This window comes from Paenibacillus mesophilus, from assembly GCF_005938385.1.
Taxonomy (GTDB): Bacteria; Bacillota; Bacilli; order Paenibacillales; family NBRC-103111; genus Paenibacillus_AB; species Paenibacillus_AB mesophilus.
Genome location: NZ_VCRA01000006.1, coordinates 1 through 26126 on the forward strand (window position 1 = coordinate 1; position 26126 = coordinate 26126).

At 50.7% G+C, this 26126-nt stretch carries 37 protein-coding genes; 7 read left to right on the forward strand and 30 right to left on the reverse strand.

Annotation, left to right across the window (positions count from 1 at the left end; all coding sequences use genetic code 11):
• Window positions 1–159 precede the first annotated feature (159 nt).
• The 13 genes from FE783_RS12425 to FE783_RS12485 form a co-directional block, all read right to left on the reverse strand.
• On the reverse strand, window positions 160–1875 hold the full coding sequence (locus FE783_RS12425; RefSeq protein WP_138879690.1) for a stalk domain-containing protein: 1716 nt from the start codon (window positions 1873–1875) through the stop codon (window positions 160–162).
• A 150-nt stretch (window positions 1876–2025) separates the two neighbouring features.
• On the reverse strand, window positions 2026–3468 hold the full coding sequence (gene gatB / locus FE783_RS12430) for an Asp-tRNA(Asn)/Glu-tRNA(Gln) amidotransferase subunit GatB (RefSeq protein WP_138879691.1): 1443 nt from the start codon (window positions 3466–3468) through the stop codon (window positions 2026–2028).
• 19 nt (window positions 3469–3487) lie between these two features.
• The gene (gatA, locus tag FE783_RS12435; protein WP_138879692.1) at window positions 3488–4945 is read right to left on the reverse strand and encodes an Asp-tRNA(Asn)/Glu-tRNA(Gln) amidotransferase subunit GatA; all 1458 of its coding nucleotides are present in this window, start codon (window positions 4943–4945) and stop codon (window positions 3488–3490) included.
• 24 nt (window positions 4946–4969) lie between these two features.
• Window positions 4970–5257, reverse strand: a complete 288-nt coding sequence (gatC, locus tag FE783_RS12440) for an Asp-tRNA(Asn)/Glu-tRNA(Gln) amidotransferase subunit GatC (protein WP_138879693.1) — start codon at window positions 5255–5257, stop codon at window positions 4970–4972.
• Between the two features lie 216 nt (window positions 5258–5473).
• Entirely contained in the window at window positions 5474–6439 is a 966-nt protein-coding gene (locus FE783_RS12445; RefSeq protein WP_138879694.1) for an aldolase catalytic domain-containing protein, read from the reverse strand.
• Window positions 6440–6652: 213 nt separating this feature from the next.
• Complete coding sequence (locus FE783_RS12450) at window positions 6653–7033, reverse strand: ATPase (RefSeq protein WP_138879695.1); 381 nt, start codon at window positions 7031–7033, stop codon at window positions 6653–6655.
• A gap of 395 nt (window positions 7034–7428) precedes the next feature.
• Complete coding sequence (locus FE783_RS12455) at window positions 7429–8211, reverse strand: ABC transporter permease (protein WP_138879696.1); 783 nt, start codon at window positions 8209–8211, stop codon at window positions 7429–7431.
• Complete coding sequence (locus FE783_RS12460; RefSeq protein WP_138879697.1) at window positions 8208–9146, reverse strand: ABC transporter ATP-binding protein; 939 nt, start codon at window positions 9144–9146, stop codon at window positions 8208–8210. The genes FE783_RS12455 and FE783_RS12460 overlap by 4 nt, the downstream gene beginning before the upstream one ends.
• Complete coding sequence (locus FE783_RS12465) at window positions 9143–9358, reverse strand: PLD nuclease N-terminal domain-containing protein (protein WP_138879698.1); 216 nt, start codon at window positions 9356–9358, stop codon at window positions 9143–9145. Before FE783_RS12465 ends, FE783_RS12460 begins: the two co-directional genes overlap by 4 nt.
• Window positions 9359–9371: 13 nt before the next feature.
• Window positions 9372–9584, reverse strand: a complete 213-nt coding sequence (locus FE783_RS12470) for a sigma-Y antisigma factor component (RefSeq protein WP_138879699.1) — start codon at window positions 9582–9584, stop codon at window positions 9372–9374.
• Window positions 9577–9981 carry a YxlC family protein gene (locus FE783_RS12475; protein WP_138879700.1) on the reverse strand — a complete coding sequence of 135 codons (405 nt, stop codon included), beginning with the start codon at window positions 9979–9981 and terminating at the stop codon, window positions 9577–9579. Before FE783_RS12475 ends, FE783_RS12470 begins: the two co-directional genes overlap by 8 nt.
• A complete protein-coding gene (gene sigY / locus FE783_RS12480; protein WP_138879701.1) occupies window positions 9968–10498 on the reverse strand; it encodes an RNA polymerase sigma factor SigY in 531 nt (176 codons plus the stop codon). The genes FE783_RS12475 and sigY overlap by 14 nt, the downstream gene beginning before the upstream one ends.
• Before the next feature lie 271 nt (window positions 10499–10769).
• Window positions 10770–11966 carry a M24 family metallopeptidase gene (locus FE783_RS12485; RefSeq protein ID WP_138879702.1) on the reverse strand — a complete coding sequence of 399 codons (1197 nt, stop codon included), beginning with the start codon at window positions 11964–11966 and terminating at the stop codon, window positions 10770–10772.
• 113 nt (window positions 11967–12079) lie between these two features.
• Here FE783_RS12485 and FE783_RS12490 point away from each other — a divergent pair, with 113 nt between their 5' ends.
• Complete coding sequence (locus tag FE783_RS12490) at window positions 12080–12922, forward strand: SMP-30/gluconolactonase/LRE family protein (RefSeq protein ID WP_138879703.1); 843 nt, start codon at window positions 12080–12082, stop codon at window positions 12920–12922.
• 245 nt (window positions 12923–13167) lie between these two features.
• Here FE783_RS12490 and FE783_RS12495 read toward each other — a convergent pair whose 3' ends face one another.
• From FE783_RS12495 to FE783_RS12525, 7 genes are all read right to left on the reverse strand, one after another.
• Window positions 13168–13650, reverse strand: a complete 483-nt coding sequence (locus tag FE783_RS12495; RefSeq protein ID WP_138879704.1) for a hypothetical protein — start codon at window positions 13648–13650, stop codon at window positions 13168–13170.
• Between the two features lie 18 nt (window positions 13651–13668).
• Window positions 13669–14073 carry a hypothetical protein gene (locus FE783_RS12500; RefSeq protein WP_238403026.1) on the reverse strand — a complete coding sequence of 135 codons (405 nt, stop codon included), beginning with the start codon at window positions 14071–14073 and terminating at the stop codon, window positions 13669–13671.
• Between the two features lie 59 nt (window positions 14074–14132).
• Window positions 14133–14420, reverse strand: coding sequence for a DUF7667 family protein (locus tag FE783_RS38965; protein ID WP_420799739.1), 288 nt, complete (start codon window positions 14418–14420; stop codon window positions 14133–14135).
• Window positions 14399–14674 (reverse strand): hypothetical protein, encoded by a 276-nt coding sequence (locus tag FE783_RS12510; RefSeq protein ID WP_138879705.1) that lies wholly within the window; start codon window positions 14672–14674, stop codon window positions 14399–14401. Before FE783_RS12510 ends, FE783_RS38965 begins: the two co-directional genes overlap by 22 nt.
• Before the next feature lie 77 nt (window positions 14675–14751).
• Window positions 14752–14955: a helix-turn-helix transcriptional regulator gene (locus FE783_RS12515; protein WP_138879706.1), complete on the reverse strand. Its 204-nt coding sequence runs from the start codon at window positions 14953–14955 to the stop codon at window positions 14752–14754.
• A 340-nt stretch (window positions 14956–15295) separates the two neighbouring features.
• Entirely contained in the window at window positions 15296–15460 is a 165-nt protein-coding gene (locus FE783_RS37500) for a hypothetical protein (RefSeq protein ID WP_158301763.1), read from the reverse strand.
• 283 nt (window positions 15461–15743) lie between these two features.
• Complete coding sequence (locus FE783_RS12525) at window positions 15744–15959, reverse strand: helix-turn-helix domain-containing protein (protein ID WP_138879708.1); 216 nt, start codon at window positions 15957–15959, stop codon at window positions 15744–15746.
• A gap of 154 nt (window positions 15960–16113) precedes the next feature.
• Between FE783_RS12525 and FE783_RS12530 the strand changes: the two genes are divergently transcribed.
• A complete protein-coding gene (locus FE783_RS12530) occupies window positions 16114–16326 on the forward strand; it encodes a hypothetical protein (protein WP_138879709.1) in 213 nt (70 codons plus the stop codon).
• 20 nt (window positions 16327–16346) lie between these two features.
• On the opposite strand, the gene FE783_RS37505 is transcribed toward FE783_RS12530, so the two are convergent.
• Both FE783_RS37505 and FE783_RS12535 read right to left on the reverse strand, forming a co-directional pair.
• Window positions 16347–16490 (reverse strand): hypothetical protein, encoded by a 144-nt coding sequence (locus FE783_RS37505; protein ID WP_158301764.1) that lies wholly within the window; start codon window positions 16488–16490, stop codon window positions 16347–16349.
• A gap of 5 nt (window positions 16491–16495) precedes the next feature.
• The gene (locus FE783_RS12535; RefSeq protein ID WP_138879710.1) at window positions 16496–16711 is read right to left on the reverse strand and encodes a helix-turn-helix domain-containing protein; all 216 of its coding nucleotides are present in this window, start codon (window positions 16709–16711) and stop codon (window positions 16496–16498) included.
• A 138-nt stretch (window positions 16712–16849) separates the two neighbouring features.
• On the opposite strand from FE783_RS12535, the gene FE783_RS37510 reads away from it, so the two are divergent.
• From FE783_RS37510 to FE783_RS37515, 4 genes are all read left to right on the forward strand, one after another.
• Window positions 16850–16990, forward strand: a complete 141-nt coding sequence (locus FE783_RS37510) for a hypothetical protein (protein ID WP_158301765.1) — start codon at window positions 16850–16852, stop codon at window positions 16988–16990.
• Window positions 16991–17038: 48 nt separating this feature from the next.
• Window positions 17039–17266 carry a hypothetical protein gene (locus FE783_RS12540; RefSeq protein ID WP_138879711.1) on the forward strand — a complete coding sequence of 76 codons (228 nt, stop codon included), beginning with the start codon at window positions 17039–17041 and terminating at the stop codon, window positions 17264–17266.
• A 49-nt stretch (window positions 17267–17315) separates the two neighbouring features.
• A complete protein-coding gene (locus FE783_RS12545) occupies window positions 17316–17576 on the forward strand; it encodes a hypothetical protein (protein ID WP_138879712.1) in 261 nt (86 codons plus the stop codon).
• Window positions 17577–17649: 73 nt separating this feature from the next.
• Window positions 17650–17814 carry a hypothetical protein gene (locus FE783_RS37515; RefSeq protein WP_158301766.1) on the forward strand — a complete coding sequence of 55 codons (165 nt, stop codon included), beginning with the start codon at window positions 17650–17652 and terminating at the stop codon, window positions 17812–17814.
• Window positions 17815–18317: 503 nt separating this feature from the next.
• Here FE783_RS37515 and FE783_RS12550 read toward each other — a convergent pair.
• The gene (locus FE783_RS12550) at window positions 18318–19751 is read right to left on the reverse strand and encodes a Kelch repeat-containing protein (protein ID WP_138879713.1); all 1434 of its coding nucleotides are present in this window, start codon (window positions 19749–19751) and stop codon (window positions 18318–18320) included.
• A gap of 191 nt (window positions 19752–19942) precedes the next feature.
• On the opposite strand from FE783_RS12550, the gene FE783_RS12555 reads away from it, so the two are divergent.
• Window positions 19943–20803, forward strand: coding sequence for an ATP-dependent DNA ligase (locus FE783_RS12555; RefSeq protein ID WP_138879714.1), 861 nt, complete (start codon window positions 19943–19945; stop codon window positions 20801–20803).
• A 32-nt stretch (window positions 20804–20835) separates the two neighbouring features.
• On the opposite strand, the gene FE783_RS12560 is transcribed toward FE783_RS12555, so the two are convergent.
• The 7 genes from FE783_RS12560 to FE783_RS12590 all read right to left on the reverse strand — a co-directional run bounded on the left by FE783_RS12560 (window position 20836) and on the right by FE783_RS12590 (window position 26069).
• Window positions 20836–21111: a hypothetical protein gene (locus FE783_RS12560; RefSeq protein WP_138879715.1), complete on the reverse strand. Its 276-nt coding sequence runs from the start codon at window positions 21109–21111 to the stop codon at window positions 20836–20838.
• Between the two features lie 202 nt (window positions 21112–21313).
• Complete coding sequence (locus FE783_RS12565; RefSeq protein ID WP_138879716.1) at window positions 21314–21895, reverse strand: hypothetical protein; 582 nt, start codon at window positions 21893–21895, stop codon at window positions 21314–21316.
• Window positions 21892–22587, reverse strand: coding sequence for a hypothetical protein (locus FE783_RS12570; protein ID WP_138879717.1), 696 nt, complete (start codon window positions 22585–22587; stop codon window positions 21892–21894). The genes FE783_RS12565 and FE783_RS12570 overlap by 4 nt, the downstream gene beginning before the upstream one ends.
• Window positions 22547–23674, reverse strand: a complete 1128-nt coding sequence (locus FE783_RS12575; RefSeq protein ID WP_138879718.1) for a hypothetical protein — start codon at window positions 23672–23674, stop codon at window positions 22547–22549. Before FE783_RS12575 ends, FE783_RS12570 begins: the two co-directional genes overlap by 41 nt.
• Window positions 23675–23961: 287 nt before the next feature.
• The gene (locus FE783_RS12580) at window positions 23962–24651 is read right to left on the reverse strand and encodes a hypothetical protein (RefSeq protein WP_138879719.1); all 690 of its coding nucleotides are present in this window, start codon (window positions 24649–24651) and stop codon (window positions 23962–23964) included.
• 97 nt (window positions 24652–24748) lie between these two features.
• Complete coding sequence (locus tag FE783_RS12585) at window positions 24749–25600, reverse strand: glycoside hydrolase family 25 protein (protein WP_138879720.1); 852 nt, start codon at window positions 25598–25600, stop codon at window positions 24749–24751.
• Window positions 25584–26069, reverse strand: a complete 486-nt coding sequence (locus tag FE783_RS12590; protein WP_138879721.1) for a phage holin family protein — start codon at window positions 26067–26069, stop codon at window positions 25584–25586. Before FE783_RS12590 ends, FE783_RS12585 begins: the two co-directional genes overlap by 17 nt.
• Window positions 26070–26126 lie beyond the last annotated feature (57 nt).

Consider the following 26126-nt stretch of genomic DNA (forward strand, 5'->3'; position numbering starts at 1 on the left):
AGATCGCCAACCATCTGGCCAAGCTAGCCAGGTAGGGCGATCTTTTCTGTTTCTGGTTAGAGACGTCTCAGAGTTATACATTCTTGATCCAGACTAGCTCGAAAAACTAGGCTTTATAAACAGCCTGAGGACACCCGGGCGGGTGTCCTGCTGCTGGTTCTATCCATTGGACTTGATCCATTTGGCGATATCGGAAATGATGTACTCCGGGACGTTGGCCGGTATGGCGTATTCGGCACCGGTCGATTCCCCGTCGAATTCCACAAGCGTATGGTTTACTTTCGGATACAGCTTGTACTGGATGTCGGTGCGCGCGGAGAGCGACTTTTTCCAGCCGTCGAGGTTATCCGGAAATACTTGCGCATCGTTGCCGCCTTGCATAATCAGCATCGGCACCTTCTGGTTCGCCGCCGCGTCCCCTGCATATAAGTTGCGGATATCCAGCCACCAGGCCGGGTTCCCGAGAAGGAAGCCTTTAGGCGGATTATCCATCGAATATTGCGGGTCCTTCAACAGCTTCACCTGCTGCTCGTATACGGCGATCTGCTGCTCCGCCGCATTCGTCGGCTGTCCCGCTTTCTTGAGGAACTCCAGCTGATATTTCATTTGCTCTACGAGAAGATCCTCGAGCGGTCTCGAAGGTCCCGCCATCACAACCGCACCTGCGATCCCTTTATCTTTACCTGCATCCAAGATACGTGGCATGAGCATCCCGCTCTGGCTGTGCCCTGCTGCATATATTCGCGCCGGATCGATACCTTCGGTCGCTTTAAGCAAATCAATGGCTCTGACGGCGTCATCGACCGTTTCTTCCTGTGCCGTGAACGGGACGACAAGTCGCTGCGATTTGATCGGATGCTCGCGGGTTACTTTCTCATAGCGAAGCACCGCTATGCCTTGTGCCGCCAAGCCGACGGCCAGATCGCGGAACGTCTTCACCGCACCGACCGATTCGTCCCGATCGTTCGGACCGGAGCCGTGTACGAGTACGATCGCCGGAAAAGGACCTTTGCCGGCAGGCATCGTTAACGTGCCGGGAAGCGCAAGCGGACCGTCTCCGATCTTCACTTCCTTCTCGCTATATTTGACGGAATCGTCGTAAGCGGGCTTTGCGTATCCATTATTGGTCGTGCCCGGTGAAATAAACAGGTCGTCTATGCCGCCGTTCGGATCGAAACGGGCAGTCAGCTCGAACGGAGCACCCGCGGATGTCGCGTACGAAACCGTCGCGTTATGATGCACGGAGCTTGTGGATGTGCTCGCGGCCAGCTGCGGTCCAAGCTGACCGAACAGTTGGGCGATGCCCGACCAATACTGCGTAAGAAACGGCTCCGGCATGAGCGTCTGCAGCGAGCTGTTCAAATAGCCTCTCGCATCCGCGAATCGGCCGCCGTTCAATGCGGCGACAAAAGCGCTGGCGATCAGCGGGTAATCGTCCTTGGCCGCGACGATCGTATTCGTCTGCGCATTCCAGTCCGCTTTGATGCCAAGCGCTTCATTTAGCGCCTCGAGCGGAACGACCGTCTTCTCGTTTACCAGTTGAATGGGCTTGTCCAATGCGATCGTCTTCTCGTTCGCGGTAATCGCCGCTTCGCCGATTTTGGCTATTATCCGTACTTGCCCCCTTATCACGATGGCGGCTCTGTCGGCTTCCTTCCACTGCACAACCGCGCCTGCCGCTTCGCTGAAATCTCGCAATGGAACTACAGACGATGCCGGTGCAGTGGCGGAAGCAGCAGTTTGCACGCTATGGGCAGCCGGGTGACCGGACGGGGATGCTTCACTTTGGGCCGATGCGCTTACGGCCGGGACCGCCAATGCCAGCGCCAGGGAAGCCGCAGCAAGGCGGCTTGTCGTTTTCAATCTCTTCTTCATCGTATAATTCCTCCTTGTCGTTGTTGCCTTCATACCGATAGTACGAATGAAACGGCAAAACGTTCATTTTCCGAAAAAAACTTTTTTTCGCGGAAAACGAAAAGACGAGAGGAAAACTCCTCCCGCCTTTGCTATTCCGGCCTTTCCGCGTTATTCGCGCTTAAGCCGCTCCACGATCAATTGATTGACAAGCCCCGGGTTCGCTTTTCCTTTCGACTCCTTCATCACTTGGCCGACGAGGAAGCCGACCGCCTTCTCTTTGCCCGCCTTGTAGTCGGCGACCGATTGGGGGTTCCCCTCGACGACTTTATCCACGATCGCCTGAATGGCGCCTTCATCGCTTATTTGAACGAGTCCTTGCTCTTCGACGATTTGTCCCGGCTTCTTGCCGGATACGAGCATTTCTTTGAATACGGTTTTGGCGATTTTGCCGCTGATCGTGCCTTTCTCGATCAGACCGATCATCTCTCCGAGCCCTTGGCCGGTCACCTTGACGGATTCGATCTCCAACCCGTTCGCGTTCAAGTAGCCTAGCAGGTCGCCCATAATCCAGTTCGAAACGGCCTTGGCATCCTTCGTATACTCGAGACTTTCCTCGAACAAATCGGCCAGCTTCTTCGAAGACGTAATGACTTCGGCGTCATAGGCAGGCAGCCCGAGCTGCTCCGTGTATCTCGCTTTGCGGGCGTCGGGCAGCTCCGGAATCGAGTCGCGGATGCGCGCCTTCCACTCCTCGTCGATGTACAGACGTACGAGGTCCGGGTCCGGGAAATACCGGTAATCGTGCGCTTCCTCCTTGCCCCGCATCGACAGCGTCTTTCCTTGCGCTTCGTCCCAACGCCGGGTTTCCTGCACGACTTCTCCGCCGCTCGACAAAATTTCGGCCTGGCGCTTCTCTTCGTACTCCAGCCCGCGCTGAACGCCGCGGAACGAGTTCATGTTTTTGAGCTCCGCCCGCGTTCCGAATTTCTCCTGCCCGTAAGGCCGCAGGCTGATGTTGGCGTCGCAGCGCAGCGACCCTTCCTCCATCTTCACGTCGGATACGTCGCAATATTGGATAATCGCCTTCAGCTTCTCCAAATAGGCACGCGCTTCCTCCGGCGACCGGATGTCGGGCTCGGAGACGATCTCGAGCAGCGGCGTGCCGACACGGTTGAAATCGACGAGCGAAGCGAAGCCGCCGTCGACGTGGGTCAGCTTGCCCGCATCTTCCTCCAGATGAAGCCGGGTAATGCCGATCCGCTTCGTCTTCCCGTTCACTTCGATGTCAATCCAGCCGTTCTGGCCGATCGGTTGATCGTATTGGGAAATTTGGTACGCTTTGGGCGAATCGGGATAAAAGTAGTTTTTCCGGTCGAACTTGCTGTGCGTGGCGACTTCGCAGTTGATCGCCATTGCCGCTTTCATCGCATATTCGACCGCTCTCCGGTTCAGCACCGGCAGCACGCCGGGATGCCCGAGGCATACCGGACAAGTATGGGTATTCGGCGGCGCCCCGAATTCGGTGGAGCAGCCGCAAAAGATTTTCGTGTTCGTATGGAGCTCGACGTGAACCTCGAGCCCGACTACGGTTTCGAATCGTTGGTCCGTCACGGGATGTTCGCTCCTCCTTCTACAGCGCGGGGCGCAGCTTATGATGTGCCGTATGTTGCTCGAACGCGTGCGCTACGCGCAGCACCGTCGCTTCGTCGAGCGCTTTGCCGATTATTTGCAAGCCGACCGGCAAACCGTCGGCCAAGCCGCACGGAACGCTGATCGCCGGCACTCCGGCCAAATTGACCGGAATGGTCAATATATCGTTCAAATACATCGTCAGCGGATTGCCGATCTGTTCGCCGATTTTGAAGGCGGTCGTCGGCGCCGTCGGTCCGATGATGACGTCATAGTTTTGGAACACGTTGTCAAAGTCGCTCTTGATCAGCGTGCGCACTTTTTGCGCTTTCAAATAATACGCATCGTAATAGCCTGAGCTGAGGGCATACGTGCCCAGCATAATGCGCCGCTTGACCTCGGGACCGAAGCCTTGGCTGCGGGATTTTACGTACAGGTCGAGCAAATTGTCCGGGTCGGCCGCGCGAACGCCGTAACGAACGCCGTCGAACCGTGCCAAGTTGGAAGACGCTTCGGAGGAAGCGAGCAAGTAATAAGTCGCCACCGCGTATTCCGTATGCGGCATGGACACTTCTTCCCATACGGCGCCCAAGCCCTCCAACGTCTTGAGAGCGGCCATGACCGCCTCTCTCACCGCAGGATCGACGCCTTGACCGATATATTCTCTCGGCACCGCGATGCGCAGTCCCTTCACGTCGCCGCTGAGCGCCCCGATATAATCGGGAATCTCGACGTTCGCGGAAGTCGAATCTTGGGGATCGTGACCGGCAATCGCCTGAAGCACATAGGCGGCGTCCTCGACATTTTTCGTAAGCGGACCGATCTGATCGAGCGAGGAGGCGAATGCCACCAGGCCGAAACGCGAAACAAGGCCGTATGTCGGCTTCAAGCCGACGACGCCGCAATAGGCTGCCGGCTGACGGATCGAGCCGCCCGTGTCGGAGCCTAGAGAGAAGTACACTTCACCCGCCGCAACAGATGCGGCCGAACCCCCGCTGGAGCCGCCCGGAACGTGTTCTGCGTTCCATGGGTTCGTCGTAATCTGAAAAGCGGAGTTTTCATTCGAGCCGCCCATCGCGAACTCGTCCATATTCAGCTTGCCGATCGTAACGGACTGCGCCTGCTTCAGCTTCTTCACAACCGTAGCGTCATAGATCGGATCGTAGTTTTCGAGAAAACGGCTGGCGCAGGTCGTCGTCAGCCCTTCGGTCACGATATTATCCTTGATGCCCGCCGGCAGCCCGAACAGCAGTCCGCGGTCTCCGCCTTGCGCCAGCTGCTCGTCCAAAACGCGTGCCGACCGACGTGCGCCTTCTTCGTCCACGCGAAGAAACGCCTTCACCGTGGACTCGGCTTTGCGGATCGCCCCGAGCGACTGGTCGACCAGGTCGCCGACGGTCAGTTCCTTGCCGGCCAGCCGGCTATGTATTTCTTGCAGCTTCAGGTCGAACAAAGACAAAATAAAACCTCCTCAGAGCATTTTTTATTCCAAAACGGCCGGCACTTTGAACTGTCCGTCTTCTTCGTCCGGAGCGTTCTTCAGCACGCTTTCGATCGGCCAGGACGGACGCACCGCATCCTCCCGCATGACGTTCGACAGCGGCATCGGATGACTGGTCGGCTCGACTCCGTCCGTGTCGAGTTCGTTTAATTTTTCCGCATATTTCAATATGGCGTTCAACTGGTCGGTAAATTTCTCCATTTCGGCTTCGTTCAACTGAAGCCTTGCCAGCTTTGCCACATGTTCGACATTTTTCGTCGTGATGCTCATCGGTCGCACCTCCCGCCGTTTCGCTTGAATATAGGTTGTTTCAACTATCGTCGGAGCCGCAAATATGGCCCTTCTCATTCCTCCTATTATAGCTTACAAGGTTTTGGAACTCAATATGGCCGCTGTCGAGGCTCCCGGAACTAAGACGCAAAAAAGCTCCTATGGATATTCGTCCACAGGAGCTGGAGCCGTCATTACGAGCTCAGGGCCGGTCGCTCAGTCTCCGCTTTTGGCCGCGAGAGAGATTTCCGGCGATGTAAGCTGATCGTAAAACTCGGCGTATTTATCTTTGTCGTCGCTTGCGCGAAGCGCCATCGCCACGCGGGGATGCTCGTTTAACACGCCCGAAATCATGTAAGGAATGATGTATCCCCATTCGACTTTCTCGCGAAGCGGGATCATCCGGCGCTCGATCACTTCGAGGACCGGGCGCAGCTCGTATTTCGGATTTTTCAAATAGCTGACAAGCAGCTCGGTGTTGCAGTTGCCCGCCGCACGGCCCATGCCGAATACGGACGCGTCCAAATACTGTACGCCGCGCTCAGCCGCCATAATCGTATTCGAGAATGCCAGCTGCATATTGTTGTGAGCGTGAACGCCGAGCGTTTTGCCTGGCAAATGGCGCTGGAATTTCGCGACCAAATATTCGATATCGCGGTGATTCAAGCTGCCGAACGAATCGACCACGTATACGACGTCGACCGGGCTTTTGGCGATTTGCTGGAACGCTTCGATCAGATCGTGCTCCATAACGTTCGAGAGCGCCATAATATTGATGGTCGTCTCGTAGCCGTAGTTGTGGAACTTGTTCACCAAATCGATCGCCTTGTCCACATCTTTGACATAGCACGCTACGCGGATCATGTCCAGCATGCTTTCGCTGCGGGGCAAAATATCGTTCTCGTCTACGCGTCCGATATCAACGAGCGCGGAAAGCTTCGTGTCACCCTTCTCTGGAATGACTTCTCGCAAAAAGGCTTCATCCAGAAAACGCCAAGGACCTGCCTCCGCGCCCTTCAGCAGCTTCGGAGAATTTTTGTAGCCGATCTCCATATATTCTACGCCGGCCGCGTTCAACGAGTAATACAGATCGCGAACGAATTCGACGCTGAAGTCCCAGTTGTTGACAAGTCCGCCGTCACGGATCGTACAGTCGAGTATTTTGGCGTGTGTATCGTTCATTTCTTTACGTTCCTCCCGAAAACCGTTTAATGCTAATCATAGCCTATAAAAAGAGAACGTGTCAATATTTGACGAAGTGTGCCGCAGGACACGAATGGCAGCGGAGGAGCAGGTGCCGGACCTCCGTCGTCCCGCGTCCGGGGAGAACAAAAAGACGCCTTGGAAGCAAGGCGCCGTTGACGGTATGAGATAAGTTCGGATAACAAGTGCCGGTCAAATCCAAGCTTTCAAGTTAATTTGCCGGATAAAATCTTGCTGGGACTGCACTTCTTTATTGCTGTCCTGACTTTCTTCGCTTGCGCTTTCCCCGTTCATGACCCGCCGGAACAGTTCCTCGTTCTTCGTCGCGAGCGCGTAATCGATCAGAGCCTCACGCTCGATCCGGTCCGCCTCCTGCTGAAGCAGCGTTTCCTCCAGCTCGATATCGTCGGCCGGGACGAACACGTTCTTGTTCATTTTCGGGATACGCACGACGTAATCGAACGCGTTGTCCGCATTGCGGTCGTGAGCGATAATATATCCATAATCTCCGACCGGGAGATTTTGCTCGAAACTGTCGGATACTATAATGACTTTTTGCCCGAGACGCAGCATTGTCGGTTCCTCCCCCCGTTTTGCCGGTCTTGGCAAAACTTTTCTACGAAAACGTTCACAGCCATTCGACTTTTCATAGTTTCGTATGTTGGTATATATCGTATCAAATTCGAGCGGCAATGTGAAGTGGCGCATTCGGCGCCGACCGGGCGATACGGGCGGGATAGCGGGATTTTCGACAGTGGGGCGGGTCGGTCTTGCGAAATCGGATAGTATCGCGTACTAGGATCGGATTGCCGAGATTTCACGGACGAAGATGCCCCGAATACAAGCGCAACGAACGAGCCTCGTAAAGCACCGAATACAAATACGCTACTAGTATAATCCGCTGCCGGGTGATGTAGACCCCGGTCAAGTCATTTTCCCGAGCCCCGTAACGGAAAAAGCGCCCCCTCTCAAGAAGGAAGCAGCTCTTTGCGGCTGAATAGCCGCGCGGCGGCCCACAGCATAGCTGCGCATATTGCAGCCGTGACGATCAGTGCCAACGTCAGTTGAGGCCCCGCCGACCCTCCGGTTAGAACCGCCGCCGCATGCCCCGAAAGCGTACTCGGACTCCAGCGCATGGAATGATCGAATAGTCCCGTCAAAACGGAAAGCAGGGCGACCAGTCCTACGGATAGGAAGGCGATGGCTCCGCTACCGTTCAGCACGGCGCTGAGCGCAACGGTGACGGTCACGACGAACGCGAGCCATAACCCGTACAGCAGCATGCTTTGCAAAGCGAGGTCCGGGGCTACGGAACCGATCAGAAGCTCTGTATAATACCAGGAGGAGGCATACCCGGCTGCGAACGAGACGACGCTGATCGTGATCGAGGCCGCCCATTTGGCGCTAATATAGGAAGCGAACGGAACCGGCTTGACAAGGGTAAGTCCCGCCGCTCCGCTTGCGCGCTCGGCAGAGACGACGCCCATTACGGAAAGGATGAGAATGAGAACGCCGAGCGTACCGTACTGGGACAGCGTCTGGGCAAGCACGACGGCTCCAGTCGGCTTCGGGATTTCAATGACGGTACCTTCCGGCAAACTGCCCGCCGCCTGCAAAATATCCGGCAAATAATAAGTAGTGACAGGCTGGGACACGCCCAGCAGCACAAATACGAGCGGCACCCATATCCATTTGCGGCTGCGCCAAAGCTCCTTCATTTCTTTTGCGTATAATACGAACCACAAGGTCACTGCGCATTCACCGCCTTGATGAATAATTCTTCGAGCGTCGTACGTCCCGCTTCGAACCTGTTAACCGGTACGCCATGCTCCCCCAAATCGCGCCATAGGGAGGCTCTCGCTTGTTCCAAATCGGTAACGGACAGACGGGCCTCATAACGACCCGACTCGATTTCATTGACGCATGCAAATCTTCTCCACCGTTCCACCGATTCGTCCAGCGGCGCTTCGGCTTGCACCCGGATGACAGGCTCGCTGTACTGCCGTCTCACTTCCGCGATCGTTCCCGCCGCCGCGATTCGTCCTTTATTGACGATGAGAATGTCATCACACATTTCCTCCGCGTCATGCAGAACGTGAGTCGAGAACAGAACTGTAGTCTCCTTCCGGATGAGCCGGATCATGTCGAGCACTTCTCGCCGTCCGATCGGATCGAGCGCCGATACGGGCTCGTCCAGCAACAGCAGCTTCGGCCGGTGAATGAGCGCTTGGGCGATGCCGAGCCGCTGCTTCATGCCGCCGGAGTATCCGCCGATGCGCCGGTTGCCCGCTTCCGCTAGCCCGACCGTCGCAAGCATCTCCTCGGTGCGGCGCTTCGCTTCCAACTTGGACATCCCGGCAAGCCGTCCGGAGTAGATTAAATATTCGCGGCCGCTCATCCAATTGTAAAACGCCGGATATTGAGGCAAAAAACCGATCAGGCGCCTGATGTCCCCGGAAGGACGGCTGAAGCCGGAAGCCGCCGTTTCCGGGCCCGAGGCGAAGCGAACCTCCCCTTCGGTCGGCTCCAGCAGCCCGGCAAGCATTTTCAGCGTCGTCGTCTTTCCCGCTCCGTTCGGACCAAGCAGCGCTACGCAGCGGCCTTCCTTTATGTCGAACGTTAAGCCGTTCACCGCTGCGGCCGGGCCGAACCTTTTGACCAAACCTTGCACTTTAACGAGTGTCATGAGCTTCTCTCCTTTCCGAGGACGAAGTAGAGCACGGGTCCGATCATTTGACCAAACACAATGACTGAAATCCAGATCCATTTCGGACCCCTCGTCCGTTCGGCGCGAATGCAGTCGATCAGAGCGACGGCGAGTAATATGAACTGGATGACGAAGACGGGAAGCAGCAGCCTCCAATCTACGATTGCAAACAATTGCTCTATCAACGACATGAATGTGTCCCTCCTATTGTTTCTTTTTGCGGAACAAGGAAGTATGCACGACGATCCAGTACACGATGAGCGGAATCGGGCATTGGATCAACCCCCAGAGCCCCCACAGCCATGGATGGCTTCCCTGCTTGCGTGCGTCCAGAAACAAAAACGTGCTTTGCGTCAGCAGTACGAGAGCGACCAGCGGGAGCACCCAGAGCGGAAGCGAATGCGTTGCCTCAGTCACGTCCGCTCACCCGCTTTCTTTTGAATGCAGCCATCACGACGAACGGCACCGCAGCAACCGCGGCAAGCTGGATGACAAGGAACATGACCGGATAACCGAGCGTAACGGCGGCATAGATGGTCAAGATGCCAAGTGCCGATAACCAGAACAGCGTCAAATCGCGGGCAAGCTTCCGCCTGGACTCCCGTACGCCCTTCTCCACCATCCGCTCGAACCATTCGGCATCCGGCAGCTGCGGCTCGGACAGACGGTCCAGCTTATTCAATTCGCGAGCAAGCAAAAGGGACAACGGATCTTGCTCCGGGAGTTCGGGCTCGCCGGGGGCGGCCGCCTCGTTTGACGTGCCGTTGGGCCGGGCATCTTTTCTTTTTCCACGTTCGAGCTCATGTTCTTTCATGCGGATCCAACTCCTTTCGCAAGCTTTTGATCCCGTTATGAATGCGGGATTTGACCGTACCTTCGGCGATGTCGAGCATGTCGGCGATTTCCTCGTACGCGTAGCCGTAATAATGCTTCAAGACGATCGGGATACGGACTTGGTCCGGCAGACGTCCGAGCGCGTCCAGCACATCCGACCATTCCTCGCCCTTCTGCCCGGCGCTCCACTTGATTTGTCTAAGCGCCTGCTCCTGATCCTGCCATTCTTTCTCCCGCTTCTTCCTACGCGCATGATCGAAGTATAAGTTCGTGCCGATCGTGATGAGCCAGGACGAGAACTTGGAAGTAAAGTTGTACAGCCGTATTTTCTCGATGCACCGCATCATCGTTTCCTGAGTCAAATCTTCCGCAAGGGCAGGCTGGAACGTGATTTTGGTCATATATTTCAGCAGGAAAGCGTAGTGCTGTCTAAGCAGCTGCGCCAGAGCGTCCGAATCCCCTTTCTGCGCGCGTTCGATCCACAATCGGTCATCCATCTAAGGCCGGTCTCCTTGTTGGCAGTTGTTGCTTAGGAACTTTAACGGAATTACCGTCCTGACTGACGGCCGGGGCTTTGGACCGGCAAGTCCCGGTCGTCAGAGTGCAGGTACGTTAGTCCATTAAAGTTTCCTTAGTCCGTTTTTCTCAGTGTTCGTCAATAGTACGTTTGGGATGCGGAAATCGTTCACCGGGGATGAAAAGTTTTTTGCAAAACAAAGAACCCGCCGAACGACCCGGCAGGCTCAACTGTATGGGAAAGCCATTTTCTTAGCGGGGCACGACGGCGATGCCCTCCCTCGATACGGTCAGCTTCTCGAAGCCCGTATCCGTAATCGCATATGTATTCTCGATGCCGACGACACCGCGGCCGGGAAACGTAAATTTCGGCTCGATCGCAATGACCATCCCCGGTTCCAGCGCATAGCGGAACCCTCTCGCCAGCACCGGAAGCTCGTCGATCTCAAGACCGATGCCGTGACCCAAAAACTTGACCTGGTCGGCGCCGAAGCCCATAAAATGATCGCTTAATCCCGCCGCCTGGACTTGCTCCAGCGCTGAGGTATACAGCTCCTCGCATATCGTTCCCGGCTTGAGCCGCGCTTCGGTTGCTCGCAGAACGGCCTCGGACAGCTCGTACGCTTGCCGCAAATCGTCCGGCAGTTCTCCGATAACCGCCGTTCGCGTCTGGTCGATCACATAGCCGCCGATGCAGCAGCCGATATCGATCAGGATTGGCTCTTCTTCCCCGATGCCGCGCGTCCCCGAGCTTTGCGGGCTAGCTGCGCCGAGCCCTTCCCCGCCGGCAGGACCGTCGAAGTAAGTCGGCATCGCCGCAGCTGCTCCGGCGCCGATCATGCCGGTAATAATTTCTTGGTTGTACCCTCGCACCCGCATCAGTCCCATATGGCCGTTATTCCGGATAACGGACTCCACTATCGCCATAAGGCCGACTTCCGGCATGCCCGCCTTTAATGCTTGAATAGCCGCTTCGTACGCCATATCAATAACGCGGGCCGATTCGCGAATAGCGGCGATTTCCGAAGGCGACTTGATCATTCGGATTTCCCTTACAAGCATCGATCCGTCCACCCACTTCACACCCGGAAGAGCGCCCTCCAGCCGTTGAAACTGTTGGACGGGCAGTACATCGTATTCAGTCGCGAGCACCGGTTTCTCTCCGTCCGGCTTGCGAAGCTGCTCCGGAAACGCCTCGGCCAGCCGCGAGCCGAAGCCCCGCATCGAACCGAGCTCTTCAACGGCTACGTCCGCCTCTTCCCGTGCGCGAACGAAGCTTCGTCTGACGAAAAATACCGCTTCTCCTTCAACCGGGACAAACAAGTAACCGGTTTGCATCGAGCCGGTGAAATAATACAGATCTACATTTTGCGTAATGACGCAGACGTCGATACCCGTCTCCTTCATTTTGCTTTGCAGCCGTCTGCGGCGCAGCGCGCGTTCTTCCATGATTCCAACTCCTCCTCTTTGCTTACATTGTAAATGTTTCGCCCGTAAAGAGGAAGTTTGACCGGACAAGCGAATATTTTTAGGGAAGAAACCGATTAATAAGGAGGGGCGTTATGGAACAAGCATTATACATTAGCAGCGTTTTTACGGCCCCGGGCGGATTTACGTCCGGCATCGAAGGGCCCGCTTGCGACCCGGAAGGCAATGTCTACGCCGTCAATTACGAGAGAAAGCATACGATCGGCCGGGTGACGCCGGAGGGCGAGTGCAGCGTATTCATCGAGCTGCCGGGAGGCAGCGTCGGCAACGGCATCCGGTTCAGCCGGGCGGGCGACATGTTCATCGCCGACTACGTCAACCATAATATATGGAAAGTGGACATGAGCACGAGGGAGCTGACAGTCTTCGCCCACGAGCCGAAGATGAACCAGCCGAACGATATCGCCATTGCCGGCGACGATACGATATTCGCGAGCGACCCGAACTGGAAGCAATCGACCGGCAACATGTGGCGTATCGACACGAACGGTACCGTAACGCTGCTCGAGAGCGGAATGGGAACGACGAACGGCATCGAGGTCAGCCCTGACAACCGCACGCTGTATGTGAACGAAACCGTTCAGCGCCGCGTGTGGGCATATGACTTGTCCCCGGACGGTCAACTATCCGGCAAACGGCTGCTGATCGAATTCCCCGATTTCGGCATGGACGGCATGCGCTGCGACAAGGACGGCAATCTGTATATTACCCGCTTCGGCAAAGGCACGGTCGCCAAAGTATCGCCAAATGGCGAACTGCTGACGGAAATCCGGCTGCACGGCACCAACTGCACGAACTTGACCTTCGGCGGGCCCGACGGCAAAACGTGCTACGTCACGTTATCCGATACCGGCAACATGGAGTGTTTCCGGGTCGAGACGCCGGGACGGGAATGGGCGATGCTGCAATCCCGTTAAGCTACTAGGATAAAAAGCCGCTGGAATGCGAACACTCCGGCGGCTTTTTGTGCTTCGCACGGTCAATGGATCTGCTTGCGCAGCTGTTCGATCTTTTCCTCGGAGAAGCCGGTTGCTTCGCAATCGCGGAATCGCTCAGCCCCATGCCGAGCGCAAGCCAATGGAAAGCAAAAACCGATAGGAACTGTCATGAGGCTGTGGGAAATCGTTCATTATATACCTTCGCTTTCTATTTAAACTCGGCCTCAGTATACAAGCTCGGCCGTCCCTTTGATCTCCCAAGTTATCGGACCCAATACCGTATAAGTGCGGGGATAGACGAGACGGACGATCATAACGACACCCGGCTTATGAAGCGTCACCGAATATTGATAATCCGAGTTTAGATACGTGTATGGAAACGTGCGATCCTCGTTAATGACTTCAAGCTCGAGCACCTCCGCCCGGGTACGCCAAAATGTACCGGGCAGCGGTTCGTTCGCCGCATCTAACCGCAAGTTTCGCTGTAAATAAAGGCGGGCTGCGGCCGCGGCAGCGACCGGATCGATCGAAACGGTGCCTTCCTTCAGCTTCTGCTTGTCGATTTGCTGAGCGGCGGCATGCGCTGCCCGATTGATCGCATGCTTTCCTTGAAACAATGCCTGCAAAGCGACCTCTTCATCGGCTTGCAGCGCCTGCAGCAGCATGATGAAGCCGATCAGCAGCATAAAGGCGATCAGCTTATACATGCCCGACGCTCCTTCCCTTTATGGCACATATTCGCTCATTTTCATGCCGGAGGCGGCCATGCGAGCGCTGCCGGCAGGGGCCGCGATGCCGATCAGCCGGTCGATATTGAACATCCCGTCATACGGATAAGATATCGCCAACTCGATACCGTTGCCGCGAAGCACCGGAGACGACGGATTGGATGCGACCGCCCCGTTAGTCGCGGATACGGAATACCACAGCTTCTCCGTCTGAAAGCCGTGCTGCCGCAGCCGCTGCCTGGAAGCCTCCAGCGCCGCATCGTCCACATAGCCGTGGGAACCGTTCGCCCCGACCTCCAGCATATAGTCGACTTCCTTTTGCAGCATAGCCTGCCTGAACAAAATCACGTGCTTATAAGTCGGAGCAAACATCGCCCAGCATAAGATTGTATTACTCCCCAAAATTAAGAAAGGCCCCGGATCATCTTCCGGAGCTTTCCTTCATATATTAGAATGGTGTTTTACTTTCGGTCGGTCCCTCTACGGTCCGGCCTTTTTATTTTCGTCTGCCTTTCCTCCAGTGCGTCGATCTGTGCGCAAATCTCATGGAGCCATGCCATATCCCCGGCAGCATAGGCGGCATAAGAAAAGTTATGGAGCGTAACGAGGTCCCAACAGTATTTTGCATTGGCAGCCATGCAATGAGTAAGGTCGAGCACTTCAGCGTCCGTGAGCTGCCTTTGCTTTTGTAGCAAGAACAATTCTGCAAGGCGTACATGATACGGCATCACTCCCATAGCAGCCACCATCCCATGCAAGCCAGTACCCCAAGGATAACCACGCACCACGCCGCCAGATCGTTTTTCAGACGTTTCCGCCGCAACCGCAAAGCTTCGGTCGTTATTACCCGCATCTCGCTTTTTGCGGCCTCCAGCGCATCATGGTGCGGTAATCCTTTGTTGCTCCATTGCCGGTAAAGCTTAACGGTTTGCATTGCGGCCCATTCCGGGGTACACTTGCTCCCTGTTACGGCCTCCTGCAAAATCTCATCGTGTAGCTGCATCCATACCATCTCCTATTCGGTTTGATGGTATAGTGTATTTCCACCTACGCTAAATGTTGCCTGTCCAAGCTAAATATTTATTCTGTTTCGAAAACCCATATCTCCTCAATCCGCATGCCGAGCGCCTTGGCTATATCCGAGGCCGTCTCAAGCTTTGGGATCGTTCCGTTTACAATGTTGCTCATGGTCGAGTTGGCGACAGGGTATGTCATCAGTTTCAATAAATCCTGCTGCTGCATATTCCGCTCGGCCAGAATGACCTTAAGTTTGCTTTTGAGCATACAGAATCACCTCGCCAATGACTTCGACGTGATAGCTTGTCGAATCCTTTAGCGAGGTATAGGAGGTTTTGGCGATACTCGTCAGTTTCTTTAATCCATCCAGCCTTCAACACTATAGGCCAACTTCGGCGGATCTGGAGGTTTCTGCGGCAAAAGATCGGGTTCCTCCGGCACGAGGATGCGCATTTTCCCTTCGGCAATCTCCACGTATCCTTCATCTCGTAGCACCTTGATCGCCTCACGGACCCGCTCTTCGGACCGCAGAGATCGTCTACTTACCCAGGCAATATCGGGTCGTACCCAATTCTGTTGATACTGGTGGTATAGGATCCTGTGGATTTTACGCGGTGTGTCTTCGAGCACCAGACCCACTCCCTTCCGCTTCTGCGACCATCTGCAGCACGTCCTCCATCCCCTTCAAGTAAGAACGAATGTACTCGTCTTCGGTCGGATCGGTGTTGCGGATATGCTCCCGTGTGACCTTTATTAAGGTATCAATAGACACTTCGTTTCACCCCAATAAGAACATTTGTTCCTATTTTATGCGAACATACGGAAAAGCGCAACAAAAAAGAGCAGCGAGGGTTACTCCTCCTGCTCTTTTATAATCGTAGTAACCTTATTCACTTTTTTTGCAATACCCGAGTTTTGCTTCGTCTTGATATACTCGCGGAAGGCCTCCTGAAGGAGATCACCTTTATCCCTCTTGCTTGCAATTGACCATGCATTCAGCATTTCAATAAAATCGTTATCGAACTTAAAACTGGTCGTCGTCTTTGATTTAGTCATTATTCGGCGCTGTCCTCCACGTATTCGATCAATTCCCTTATATCTCTCAGCTCCAATGCGATCATAATCTTATTCAGATTCTCAGGCGACCATGCTTTTGACGTGTTCTTTTCCATGTCCAAAATTGTAGGGTAACGAATTCCCGTCATCTTGGACAATTGGTTCGCATTCACGCGTTTCTCATAAAGCAATTGATCAAGTTTGAGCCGTAGCATCTTAACCACCTCATCTATAATATATACGATTTTCGATATTAAATCAACGTTAATAGTTATTTTACTACGATATTCGTTGACAATATAACGATATTCGTATATAATAATGAATGTAGGGGAGAACGATAAGCCGCCGAGGAAGGGGTGAAAGGAAATGGACAAGCACCTGATTACAGCATTCGAAAAGCTACAAAAAAGAGAACACCTCTTGCGAGTAGCGCGCGACCAGATGGGGCTGGGGCGCATCAGCAGAGAGGTGTTCAGACAAAGAGAGGCCGAGATACTCACGAAGTACAGCCTCACTGAGTCAGAGCAACGGGCTTACGACATACACCTGACCATGATGAGCAGGAAGCGTCGGAAGTAAGGTTCAGGGAGGGGCCGCAGTCAGGCCCCTCTTTTCTTACGATTTACCCGTTTGATGTTTATCATAAATGAATCGTAATCCTCAATCAACAGGGACAGATCGACATAAACGAGCGGCGTCAAAACATTGCCCTCCACCTTGTATTCGATAACTCTCGGCTGCATGGTCCCTACTCCTCCCCTTGTTCCTGCTTATGCTCCAGTATATCCCCGATCCCGACACCCAGAAACGTACAGAGCTTATCCAGCGTTTCCATGTCGACGCGCTTGGACGTGTCATGATACAGGCCGGATACGGTATTTATAGCAAGTCCAGTACCCCGAACTACATCCCGCACATTGAGCCGCTTCCGGCCCATAATCTCGCTTAAGTGATTAACAATCATCGTTCTGACCTCCTGCCTCAAATATACACTAAATAAAATAATGTATCAACTAGCTAATATTTAGTATTGATTTATGTATCAGCATGTAGTATATTTGTATTAGAAAGTTGATATAAAACCTTATGAGAAGGTGACAAGATGAGCAAAGCACGCGAGCTGCTGGAAAAACAAAAAGTCGATGTCGAGACAGCACGAGCATTGTTGCGGCACGAGAAGGAGCTTGAGGAAGCGGCGGACGAGTGGGAACGAATCTTCGCAGAAGACGAACGGGAGTCATGAGGGCCGGAGCTTCGGCCCCTCTAAATAAACGATGGGAGCGGGGATGGAATGGAACTGAAAGTAGGAGACATCATGACGGAGGAACACGTCGATGACTGGGTAAACGTCTTGCCGCCAGCCACATATAGAGCCGATCTCGTCCAACTCGGCGAGCCCTACAGCCACCGGGAAGATGAGAACGGACGATGGCGGGCGACATACCCCACGGCCGCAAAAATTGCCGGGCAGTGGCGGTATATGGGGAACTGCTTCCGGGGATCAACCGAAGCGAAATAAACAACGCGGGGCCACAAAAGGCCCCCCTATATGAGGAGGTTGACGGGAGATGACATTCAAAGAAGCTATCACGGGAACGATTCCTACTTGCCACTATCCAGAAATTCGAAAGAAATTTGAAGTGGCGGTTGTGGATATGGATGCGGGGGAGAACAAGCTAGGAAGGTTGAATGAGCACGGCGAGTTCATTTGGTCGGGGTTACCGTGTACAAAATATGACAACAAGATTGTTTGGGATTGGACGCATACGGAGAGGACCATGTTAATTATTCTGCGAACACCTGCCCGCACTAATAACGCGGGAGCTTAACGACTCCCCTCTAAGGAGGCTGACGGAAATAAACGGAGACGTATCGTATTATACCAACCTACTCCGCGCCCGCATGGAGCCGATCGCAATGCGCAAGCTGTACGTCGAGCAGTCTGGGTTGATACTGGCCGACGATGGTCTGCCGGACTCGCAGCTGGTAGCAGAGATGCGGGCGCTGCATATGGCCTACGTAATCGTATATGATGACTGGTTTGCCGCGACGGACCGGCGAAAATAGAAGAACCCCCGCCAGCGCATAGCCAGCGGGGGTGTTTTAACTATATTCTTTTGTGACACTGATTATGTAGTAATTGATGAATCCACTAATGAACATAAGAACTGCTGCCAGCACAACAGATGCCCCTAAGTCATCGAATATTGTACCCGTCATCCAGCCAAGAATCCCCCAGTAAATAACAAAAAAGACGCACGCAAACATACAAGAGTATTTAAAGTAATAAGCCAATATTAATAGTAGGGCTGTGCCGCCTCCGACCCACCAGGAACCCATATAAGCTCCAGTCGAAATCGAACAGACAAGTATTTGAAACCAATAGAAAGTAATCTTTAAAGATTCTGCAGTAATTCTTCGATTTCGTTGAAAGTAGTCTTCACTCACAATTATCACTCCAAGTATGGGGACCCCCCCACTATTATCATATGCTCCAATATTTTACGAGAAAGTGTGGAAAAAGTTTCTAAAAAATGAAGCCCGCCAGCCAAAGCCAGCGGGACATTCCTTTAGTTACTGCTGTATTCGTTTACCTCAAACATTTCGATCTTATCGAATGCAATATAATCTTTCCGGGAAAGGAAACTGGCTTTATTGAAATTCTTGTTGATCGTATAAACTTCCAATCCTGTCCCGGCAGCTCGTCCGTTATACCAGGAGATGAATGCATTTACTTCCGTCATGGACAGGTCATATTCCTTTTCCAATCCACTGACGAGTGTTATCGTAAGGAGCGCGCGATTCGTAGCAGCAGGAGCTTGTGGAGTCGCTGAAGCTTCGTTCGAATTGCCACTTTCTCCTCCGGCATTGACGGCCGTTACAACGTAATAATATGTAGTTCCATTTGTGACCGATGTATCAGTGTATGTCGTTCCAGTAACGCTAGATGCTATTGTGGAGTAAGGGCCTCCTGCTGTTGTGAAGCGTTTTACATTGTAGCCGGTCGCTCCAGAGACTGCGGACCACGATAATGCTACCTGCGACGGTCCGGCTATTGCAACTAGATTTTGTGGTTGTGTTGGCTCATTTACCGATGAATATACTTCAACTTTATTTAGCTGGTTTAGACCACCTATTACATATATTTTCCCATACGCTGTTGCTGCACCTGGAGCGTTACGACTAGTGGGTATATTGATCTTACTAGCCCATGTATTCGTTTCTGGAGTATATTCTTGAGTAGCATTTTTATTTACATCAGGTGTACTTCCACTCATTACATATATTTTATTGTTAAGAACAGCGTAACCAGAACTACTTGTCCCAATGGGCATATTAGCCTTTGTAGCCCAAGTATTCGTAATGGGGTTGTATTCTTCCACAACATTGTACGTTATACTTCCTCCTATCGCATATATTTTGTTATTTAACGTAATAAACCCCAATTGTGATCTTCCAGTTGGCATATCTGCTTTTGTTGTCCAGGTGTTAGTAGCAGGATCGTATTCTTCTAATTTTTTTGAAGCTCCTGAGCCTGTGGCTCCACCTACAACATATATTTTTCCATTTACAGTAGCTGCAGCTGCATGGTATCTGCCGGTCGGCATATTTGCCTTAGCTGTCCATGCATTGCCTACCGGATCATATTCATAAGTGGTATTTTGTTGTAATTGTTGTCCTGCAAGTCCACCAAAAAGATAGATTTTCCCATTTGTAGTTGCTATAGCAAAGCTCTGATGTACTACTGGAATCGGCGCTTTTGTTGTCCATGTATCAGTTATTGGATCATATTCTTCAACTACAGTAGTACCCTGTCCATTATTATCATTACCTCCTACTGCATAGATTTTATTATTTACTTCAACCACTCCCAAGTGATACCTTCCTGTAGGCATATCTGCTTTCTGCTCCCACGATTCGGTCGCAAATGCTGATACCGCAAACATGGGTACTGCCAACACGATCATCATAACCATAAACATTAAATGTTTCAGTCTTTTCATAAATCCTCCTATTAATTTGTATTTAATATATTTTCATCCACATTCTATAGGTCGTACGAACTATCGTCCAAACATAAAATTGAAGATAATGTAATAATAGGTCGAATAATGAAAATAAATATCTGCGATACCAAGACTTACCGCTCAAACTAATCCGGATGGATTGCTACAATTGAACATAGGTGATTACTATGTTTATTCCTCCTATGCTTCTAGAAACAGCCAAATCAGCATTCAACAGCCCCGACCACATATTCGAGCCGAAGATCGACGGTCATCGGCTTCTTTTGTCGCGTCTTAGCAGCGGCCCCACACGGCTCTACTCGCGCCACAATAACGAATGCACGCGGCAATATCCGGAACTGTTCGATATTGCCCAGGACGACATCCAACTGGACGGCGAGGTCGCTTGTGTGGATCGGGACTCCGGCCTGATCGATTTTGAATCGGTCATGGAACGGTTCAGCGCTCGGAAGACCGACAAGATACTTCGTCTGAGCGCCACCCAGCCGGCGAATTACCTGGTGTTCGATATCCTCCGGTACCGGGGCGAAGACCTGCGGGGATGGCCGTTGATGAAGCGAAAGGAGCTGCTCGCCGGATTAGACTTTGGCAATCCACGGATCAGCGTCGTGCCGTATATCGAACGCGAAGGCGAACGGTTGTATCGGGAGATCGTAGCGCGGCAGATGGAGGGCATCGTTGCAAAAAGAAAGGAGTCGGTCTACGCGAGCGGACAGCGAAGCGCGAGCTGGCTGAAGGTGATCAACTGGACGTATGTCGATGTCGTGCTTACGGGTTGGCGGAAGGATGAATTCGGCTGGCTCGTAGGTGTGCAAGAGGGTGAGCGGATCAGGCCGGCGGGCGTGGTTGAGTTGGGCGTGACGGCACAGCAGCGCCGGGCGTTTTACGGGGCCGTGCGGCCGTATGTAACCGGAGAGGATAAGCACAATGTATATGTGCAGCCGTTGATTAGGGCACGCGTGAAGATCCGGAACTGGACGAAGAAAGGACTCCTAAGGAGTCCGGTGTTCGTGGAGTTTACAGTGTGAATTTCCATCACTAAATTTTTACAAGCGAGTTCTTAAGCATTTGTTTCTTCAACCTGGTGGTTTCTTCCGATATTTCGACCACCACCTCTTTGAGCTCCCCGCGGAGTTAATCCAGTGACCGATCTTGCTTGACTTCTATGCATTTGATCTAATACTAAACCACTTGGTAGATGTCTTACGTTATCCATATAATCTGTCAATGCAATATTCATCATTGCAGAAATCGAAACCCCCTTGTGTTCACTAATTTCCTTGAAATACGTGTGCAGCTTTTCGTTGATACGTATATTTACTCTTGTAGACTTCATACCGAATCCCTCCCAGATATTGTCTTAACGATAGGATAGCACAATCAAAAAGCGGCGTCAATCAGTGATTGTTTGTCGCCGCTTTTTGTATTCCTGTTCTGCAATTAGAAACTTAACGGAAAACAAAAAGGACTCCTACTGAGTCCTGTGTTTGTGGAGTTTATCGAATAGCCACTGTCAACTACAGACAGTAGTGTATTACCTAAATGTTGATTCTTTGTTCTAATTTTTGAATCTCAGCGTTTGTTTTTCCGAGCGTTTCCAGAAATTCGTCCTTAGTTTCTCTAAGAAATTCATCATTTACCTCATGTGACTGTAAATTTCGAAACCAACTGATTTTCCTGTATGCGACGTTAAGCCTAACTAACAATTCATCTGAAATAATTAGATGAGTCATCGTGCTCTTCCATATATCGTCAGTAAAATGATTTTTCATATGTACAAAATTACCAACTTCGTAAGGCAATGCAGTTTCTAACATTGTGATGTTATCTTTAAGTTCTTCTCTTATCAACTTCAACATTGTAAGTGATGTAGCAAGTTGCTTTTTATTCTCGTTATTGAATGTGCTGTTAATCTGATATGCTGCTACGATAATAGCAACAATTCCACCAAGAATCCCACCAATAATATTCCCTACAGATTGAATTAATGCACTAGCCCAATCTTTTCCTGTACTTGCGTAGGTATTTATTGCTTGTATAAACCCTGATAAAAAGAAAGATACAAGCACTATTGATAAAATTAAATATATGATTTGTTTAATGGAGAAAGGAATCTTCATATAGTATTCCTTATCCTCTCATTCATACTTAACCTCATTTTTTGTAGGAATGGAGGTAAGGAATTTTCTACATCAATGGATATAATATTTCCAGAATTATCAATATTAGCCACCACCACATCTACTACTTGAACGGCGAGTTTCTCCCTCCCCCCCTCACCGCCGTCCTTTGAATCAGTTAAAAATGAAGGGGGGGACTCCTGTAAACCGTTGGTCATATCTTTGAGTGCTCCGAAAGTTGAACTAGGATCAATTTTACTCTTGTTCGAAAATTCTAGACATTGCTCGGGTTTCAAAATAAAATACACTTGAATGAAAGGAAGAATATCATTAAATATATATTTCTTCCCACATTCTTCACAGTATATTTCATAAACAGTTTCTGTGCTTATTCTTTTGAATTGCTCCCTCGTATACTTAAACCTATGGTCACACGCGACATTAGAGCATTCAAAGAAATAAATAATATCGAATGGCCCATCGGCATTAGTGAAAAATAAAAAAAATTGAACTGCATCCCTAGCTGTCATCATGTTTTTGTGCGCGAATCGATATGGACTTAAATACGCCTTATTGTAATAAATTGTTTCACGAGCGAATCTATCCAAGTTTTCAAGAAGATAAGAGGGATAGAAGTTCTGCATGTTTGTTTCACGATAAATGCTCAGAAATTTTTCGTATAACAAACTCATCCTTCTCCTTCCTGTCTTTTCGCATTTGTACATAATAATCTAATATCATTGTAGCATTTCGAGAAATAATTTTCACATCGACAAATTCGTCAGTTTTCGTCATTTTCCAATGATAACCACCCTCACGCATTTCTTCCTTTATTAATTCTTTTAATTGCCAATAAGTTTTAGAACTGTAGATCGGTCCTCTGTCCTCATGTTTAGATGTTGCTCTTGTATGGTCACCTTCACTAAAGTGAAATCTGAATATCCACCCTTTTTTAAATAGTGATGGACTTATTGTATTAGCAACATCCTGATAAATTACTGCTTTTATTTGTTCAATATATTCATCTTCTATTTTTTTTAAACCCATATCTATTAGGAATTTCCTTATTTTCTCTTCTGTTTCAGGTTTTATTCGCTCTCTTAACATTTCTTCAGCTTCTTCACTTAACTCTTTGAAGAGATTGAATATTACTGTGCTGCCTGCATACTCGTCTAAAAAATTCACATTAAGCGAGAGTGGAGATAGGTCGTCGCCATTTGATGAGTTTCCACTCAACATCTCTTTCAACTCATTTATCAGGGCTAACTGCTCTTTTTTGGCTTCCTTACAAAATACTTCAAGCTGCGCTTGATTAAATCTAATAATTATTAGTCGATTAATAATATCAACCGTTATACATGCAAAAAAATTAGTAAAACCATACTGCTGTTCTACGTTTCCTAGACGAATAATCAAGTGGCATGCAACCAACTTACTTTGGTTAAATTCCACTCTAGTAGTACAAAGTTTATATTTTTTCCCAAAATCGATCTTTTCAGTTAACATCTTATTGAATTGAAGCGAGGTATTAGTCTTCAGATGTGCATGTACTTTGTTTACTGACATTTCGCTATCTGCAAAGAACTCATTAAACCTTAATACATATTCATAATTGGTATTGTCATACATAAGGATATTAAATACAAAATCATCAAATTGTTCGCTTGTAAAACTTCCTTCCGGGTTCTGGATTTCTTCATTAATAATATTAAGAATATTTTGGTATTTTTCTGGTGTGGAGTCGGCCTTTATTCTAGTTGTTCTACCTTTAGTATTCATTAAGGTAAAAAAATCCTCAAATTCACCTATGTGTATGTTTTTTAATGTTCGCAGCGACAACAAAAAAAATCATCCCCCAATAACTATTCGACACTATTCGCTGCTTTCATAATGTATTATTCGGGGTGATTTTTCAACAAGAACATGGGTTCTATTCCATCTATTGGTGATTGAATCTTTTTACCAAAGATAGTTCGATCGGTAATACTGCATTCAAAGTCGTTCTATTGTTTTCTTGATTTTCTATAAGATAAAATCCCCGCCAGCCGAAGCCAGCGGGGATTTTATTAATTACTGTTCTCGTTTCTACTAATCTCGTTCACTTCAAATACTTCAATCTTATCGAATGTGATGTAGTCCTTGCGACTAGTATATCTGCTCGAAGCTAGGTGCTTATTTAATGCATAAACTTCCGGTCCAATACCTGATGCTCGGTTATTGTACCACAAAATAAAAGAACCAAGCTCGGGAACAGTTAGAGAATAGGGCTTTTTACTCCCGTTGTTTAAAGTAATAATTAACATCGCACGATTTGGCGATGCAGGAGTTTGTGGCGATCCGTTTGAAATCCTCCCCTCATCTTCTAATTTTTCGGGTTCACTTTCAGGAGAAGGAGACCTAAATCCACTTAATTTTTGCAGTCTCCTCCACATTAACCAATGACAAACAATGTGGGTTAGTATAACAATGATTCCTGATACACCCAAGGCGGCCAGTATTCTTATTAACGAGTCACTGTTACTATTATAGTCGATATTACCAATTGCCATTAAATACCCTACCACCAGTATAAGTGTTCCGATACGAAACATATATGTTTCATACAATAATTGGTTTAATTTAGGATTTACACCACCTGTGCTGTTAAGTATGGTTCCAGTCAACTCGTGAACATCATTGTCTTTCCATGTTTTTCTCATAAAAACAGTAACAGCAAAAATAATACCAGCTGCTAATTGTATTGCTGATGCCAACAAGACTTTTTCCTCCTAATATAGTATTAAATGCTATTCCATAGCATTCTACAGGAGGTAACAAAACCCTTCTGAAATTTATAAATGATTGCTCAGGTACTTATACTTGTATGCCCTGCTGCCGAGCATAAACTATCGTATTCAGCCATACCAACTCCGTTTGCGTCATCTCGCCCTTGTACGCCTTCTCGGCCCATGTGTAGTCGCCGATCAGCCCTTTATGGTACAGCCCGTCCAGCGAGTCGCCGAGCATTTTCCATTGCCATTGTTCAAGCAACATAGCGCCTACCGCCTCCGTTTTTTGTTCAACAACCGGCGCGCCGGTCAGTTCCTCCCAATAGACCAAATCCATTTCGTTCAGATCGACGCGCCCATCGATCCCGTCCACGCGCCCGGTCTCGCTGTATTGGTGCATCGCCCATCGATCCCACGTTCCGTTGCTCATCGGCGTATCGACCCCATAATGCGCGACCCACAGCGGCCAGCGTGCAAGCTTGCTGCCCAAGTATGACCGGGCAAAGAATCCGCCGCTGTAGACCATACAACGATGTCCGGTACGCTGCTCCACGATGGACAGCCACTCATAGCACCAATCCGTCAACCGGGACGCCCCCAGGTCGGCCGCCTCGCCTTCAACGTCCAGGACGTAAGGCAACGTCACGGGAAGCCCGGCCACCGTCTCGAGGAAGTGCTCTGCCTCCATCGCAGCCGTGTTCCCCGTCTCCGGCCGGCAGTAATGGTAAAAGCCCACAGCCAAGCCCGCCGCAGGAGCGCCGACAGCGTTACGACGAAAAAGAGGATCGACATAGCCGATCCCCTCGGATGATTTAACATAGGCGCCCCGGATCGGCCGGTCGTCGATCGTGCTGGACGCGACGCGAAGCCAATCTATATTCCCCTGCCACTTGGAAACGTCGATGATTGGGATGTTTTGCTCATTTCTGGCTTGCATCGGTCCCAGCCCCCCTTTCCGTTCTACGCTGCAGCGCGCGGTTGACCTTGGCTTCCATTTCGCTGCCTACCCAATCAATCACCTTTTCCAAAATCGAGATCGGCAGCCATTCAGCCCATCCCGCCCGGATCGCATTGGCCGTCATACTCCGCAACGTGTGATATATCAGACCTAGGGCAAATATGCCAAACAGGATACCGGGCAATCCGACAGCCTTGTCCAACAGATGCCCGCCGGCTGGCAGCAGCGCCATAAAGAAGGTCCGAAACACGCCGTCAATGCCGTATTTGGATGAATAGGTATCATCCTTCCGCGCCGCTCGGCTGCCGCTGATCCAATCGAGCAGAATGAAAAACGCCAGTGCTCCCATGATGGAAACTACCGCCGTCCCTTCCCCGTACAAAAACTCGAAAACAGGAAGCAAGATGCCTCCCAAAATTGCCGCGAACACTTTACCTGTTTGCTCCATCTCGTCCACCTCTCCGCCCGTCCATGCGGGTATAAAAATAGCCCCGATCGGCTCGAG

Bases quoted from the DNA above. Each gene is read 5' to 3' on its own strand.
- FE783_RS37515 (WP_158301766.1), top strand. From the start codon at position 17,650: ATGGAGCCGATCGCAATGCGCAAGCTGTACGTCGAGCAGTCTGGGTTG.
- FE783_RS12445 (WP_138879694.1), bottom strand. From the start codon at position 6,439: ATGAACGATACACACGCCAAAATACTCGACTGTACGATCCGTGACGGC.
- FE783_RS12485 (WP_138879702.1), bottom strand. From the start codon at position 11,966: ATGGAAGAACGCGCGCTGCGCCGCAGACGGCTGCAAAGCAAAATGAAG.
- FE783_RS12450 (WP_138879695.1), bottom strand. From the start codon at position 7,033: ATGCTGCGTCTCGGGCAAAAAGTCATTATAGTATCCGACAGTTTCGAG.
- FE783_RS12570 (WP_138879717.1), bottom strand. From the start codon at position 22,587: ATGAGTTTGTTATACGAAAAATTTCTGAGCATTTATCGTGAAACAAAC.
- FE783_RS12540 (WP_138879711.1), top strand. From the start codon at position 17,039: ATGGAACTGAAAGTAGGAGACATCATGACGGAGGAACACGTCGATGAC.
- FE783_RS37505 (WP_158301764.1), bottom strand. From the start codon at position 16,490: ATGCAGCCGAGAGTTATCGAATACAAGGTGGAGGGCAATGTTTTGACG.
- FE783_RS12550 (WP_138879713.1), bottom strand. From the start codon at position 19,751: ATGAAAAGACTGAAACATTTAATGTTTATGGTTATGATGATCGTGTTG.
- FE783_RS12490 (WP_138879703.1), top strand. From the start codon at position 12,080: ATGGAACAAGCATTATACATTAGCAGCGTTTTTACGGCCCCGGGCGGA.
- FE783_RS12535 (WP_138879710.1), bottom strand. From the start codon at position 16,711: ATGATTGTTAATCACTTAAGCGAGATTATGGGCCGGAAGCGGCTCAAT.
- gatC (WP_138879693.1), bottom strand. From the start codon at position 5,257: ATGAGCATCACGACGAAAAATGTCGAACATGTGGCAAAGCTGGCAAGG.
- FE783_RS12475 (WP_138879700.1), bottom strand. From the start codon at position 9,981: ATGAAAGAACATGAGCTCGAACGTGGAAAAAGAAAAGATGCCCGGCCC.
- FE783_RS12575 (WP_138879718.1), bottom strand. From the start codon at position 23,674: ATGAATACTAAAGGTAGAACAACTAGAATAAAGGCCGACTCCACACCA.
- sigY (WP_138879701.1), bottom strand. From the start codon at position 10,498: ATGGATGACCGATTGTGGATCGAACGCGCGCAGAAAGGGGATTCGGAC.
- FE783_RS12585 (WP_138879720.1), bottom strand. From the start codon at position 25,600: ATGCAAGCCAGAAATGAGCAAAACATCCCAATCATCGACGTTTCCAAG.
- FE783_RS12525 (WP_138879708.1), bottom strand. From the start codon at position 15,959: ATGCTACGGCTCAAACTTGATCAATTGCTTTATGAGAAACGCGTGAAT.
- FE783_RS12515 (WP_138879706.1), bottom strand. From the start codon at position 14,955: ATGCTCAAAAGCAAACTTAAGGTCATTCTGGCCGAGCGGAATATGCAG.
- FE783_RS12565 (WP_138879716.1), bottom strand. From the start codon at position 21,895: ATGAAGATTCCTTTCTCCATTAAACAAATCATATATTTAATTTTATCA.
- FE783_RS12590 (WP_138879721.1), bottom strand. From the start codon at position 26,069: ATGGAGCAAACAGGTAAAGTGTTCGCGGCAATTTTGGGAGGCATCTTG.
- FE783_RS12465 (WP_138879698.1), bottom strand. From the start codon at position 9,358: ATGTCGTTGATAGAGCAATTGTTTGCAATCGTAGATTGGAGGCTGCTG.
- FE783_RS12555 (WP_138879714.1), top strand. From the start codon at position 19,943: ATGTTTATTCCTCCTATGCTTCTAGAAACAGCCAAATCAGCATTCAAC.
- FE783_RS12560 (WP_138879715.1), bottom strand. From the start codon at position 21,111: ATGAAGTCTACAAGAGTAAATATACGTATCAACGAAAAGCTGCACACG.
- FE783_RS12545 (WP_138879712.1), top strand. From the start codon at position 17,316: ATGACATTCAAAGAAGCTATCACGGGAACGATTCCTACTTGCCACTAT.
- FE783_RS38965 (WP_420799739.1), bottom strand. From the start codon at position 14,420: ATGGTGGCTGCTATGGGAGTGATGCCGTATCATGTACGCCTTGCAGAA.
- FE783_RS12495 (WP_138879704.1), bottom strand. From the start codon at position 13,650: ATGTATAAGCTGATCGCCTTTATGCTGCTGATCGGCTTCATCATGCTG.
- FE783_RS12510 (WP_138879705.1), bottom strand. From the start codon at position 14,674: ATGCAGCTACACGATGAGATTTTGCAGGAGGCCGTAACAGGGAGCAAG.
- FE783_RS12460 (WP_138879697.1), bottom strand. From the start codon at position 9,146: ATGACACTCGTTAAAGTGCAAGGTTTGGTCAAAAGGTTCGGCCCGGCC.
- FE783_RS12425 (WP_138879690.1), bottom strand. From the start codon at position 1,875: ATGAAGAAGAGATTGAAAACGACAAGCCGCCTTGCTGCGGCTTCCCTG.
- FE783_RS37510 (WP_158301765.1), top strand. From the start codon at position 16,850: ATGAGCAAAGCACGCGAGCTGCTGGAAAAACAAAAAGTCGATGTCGAG.
- FE783_RS12530 (WP_138879709.1), top strand. From the start codon at position 16,114: ATGGACAAGCACCTGATTACAGCATTCGAAAAGCTACAAAAAAGAGAA.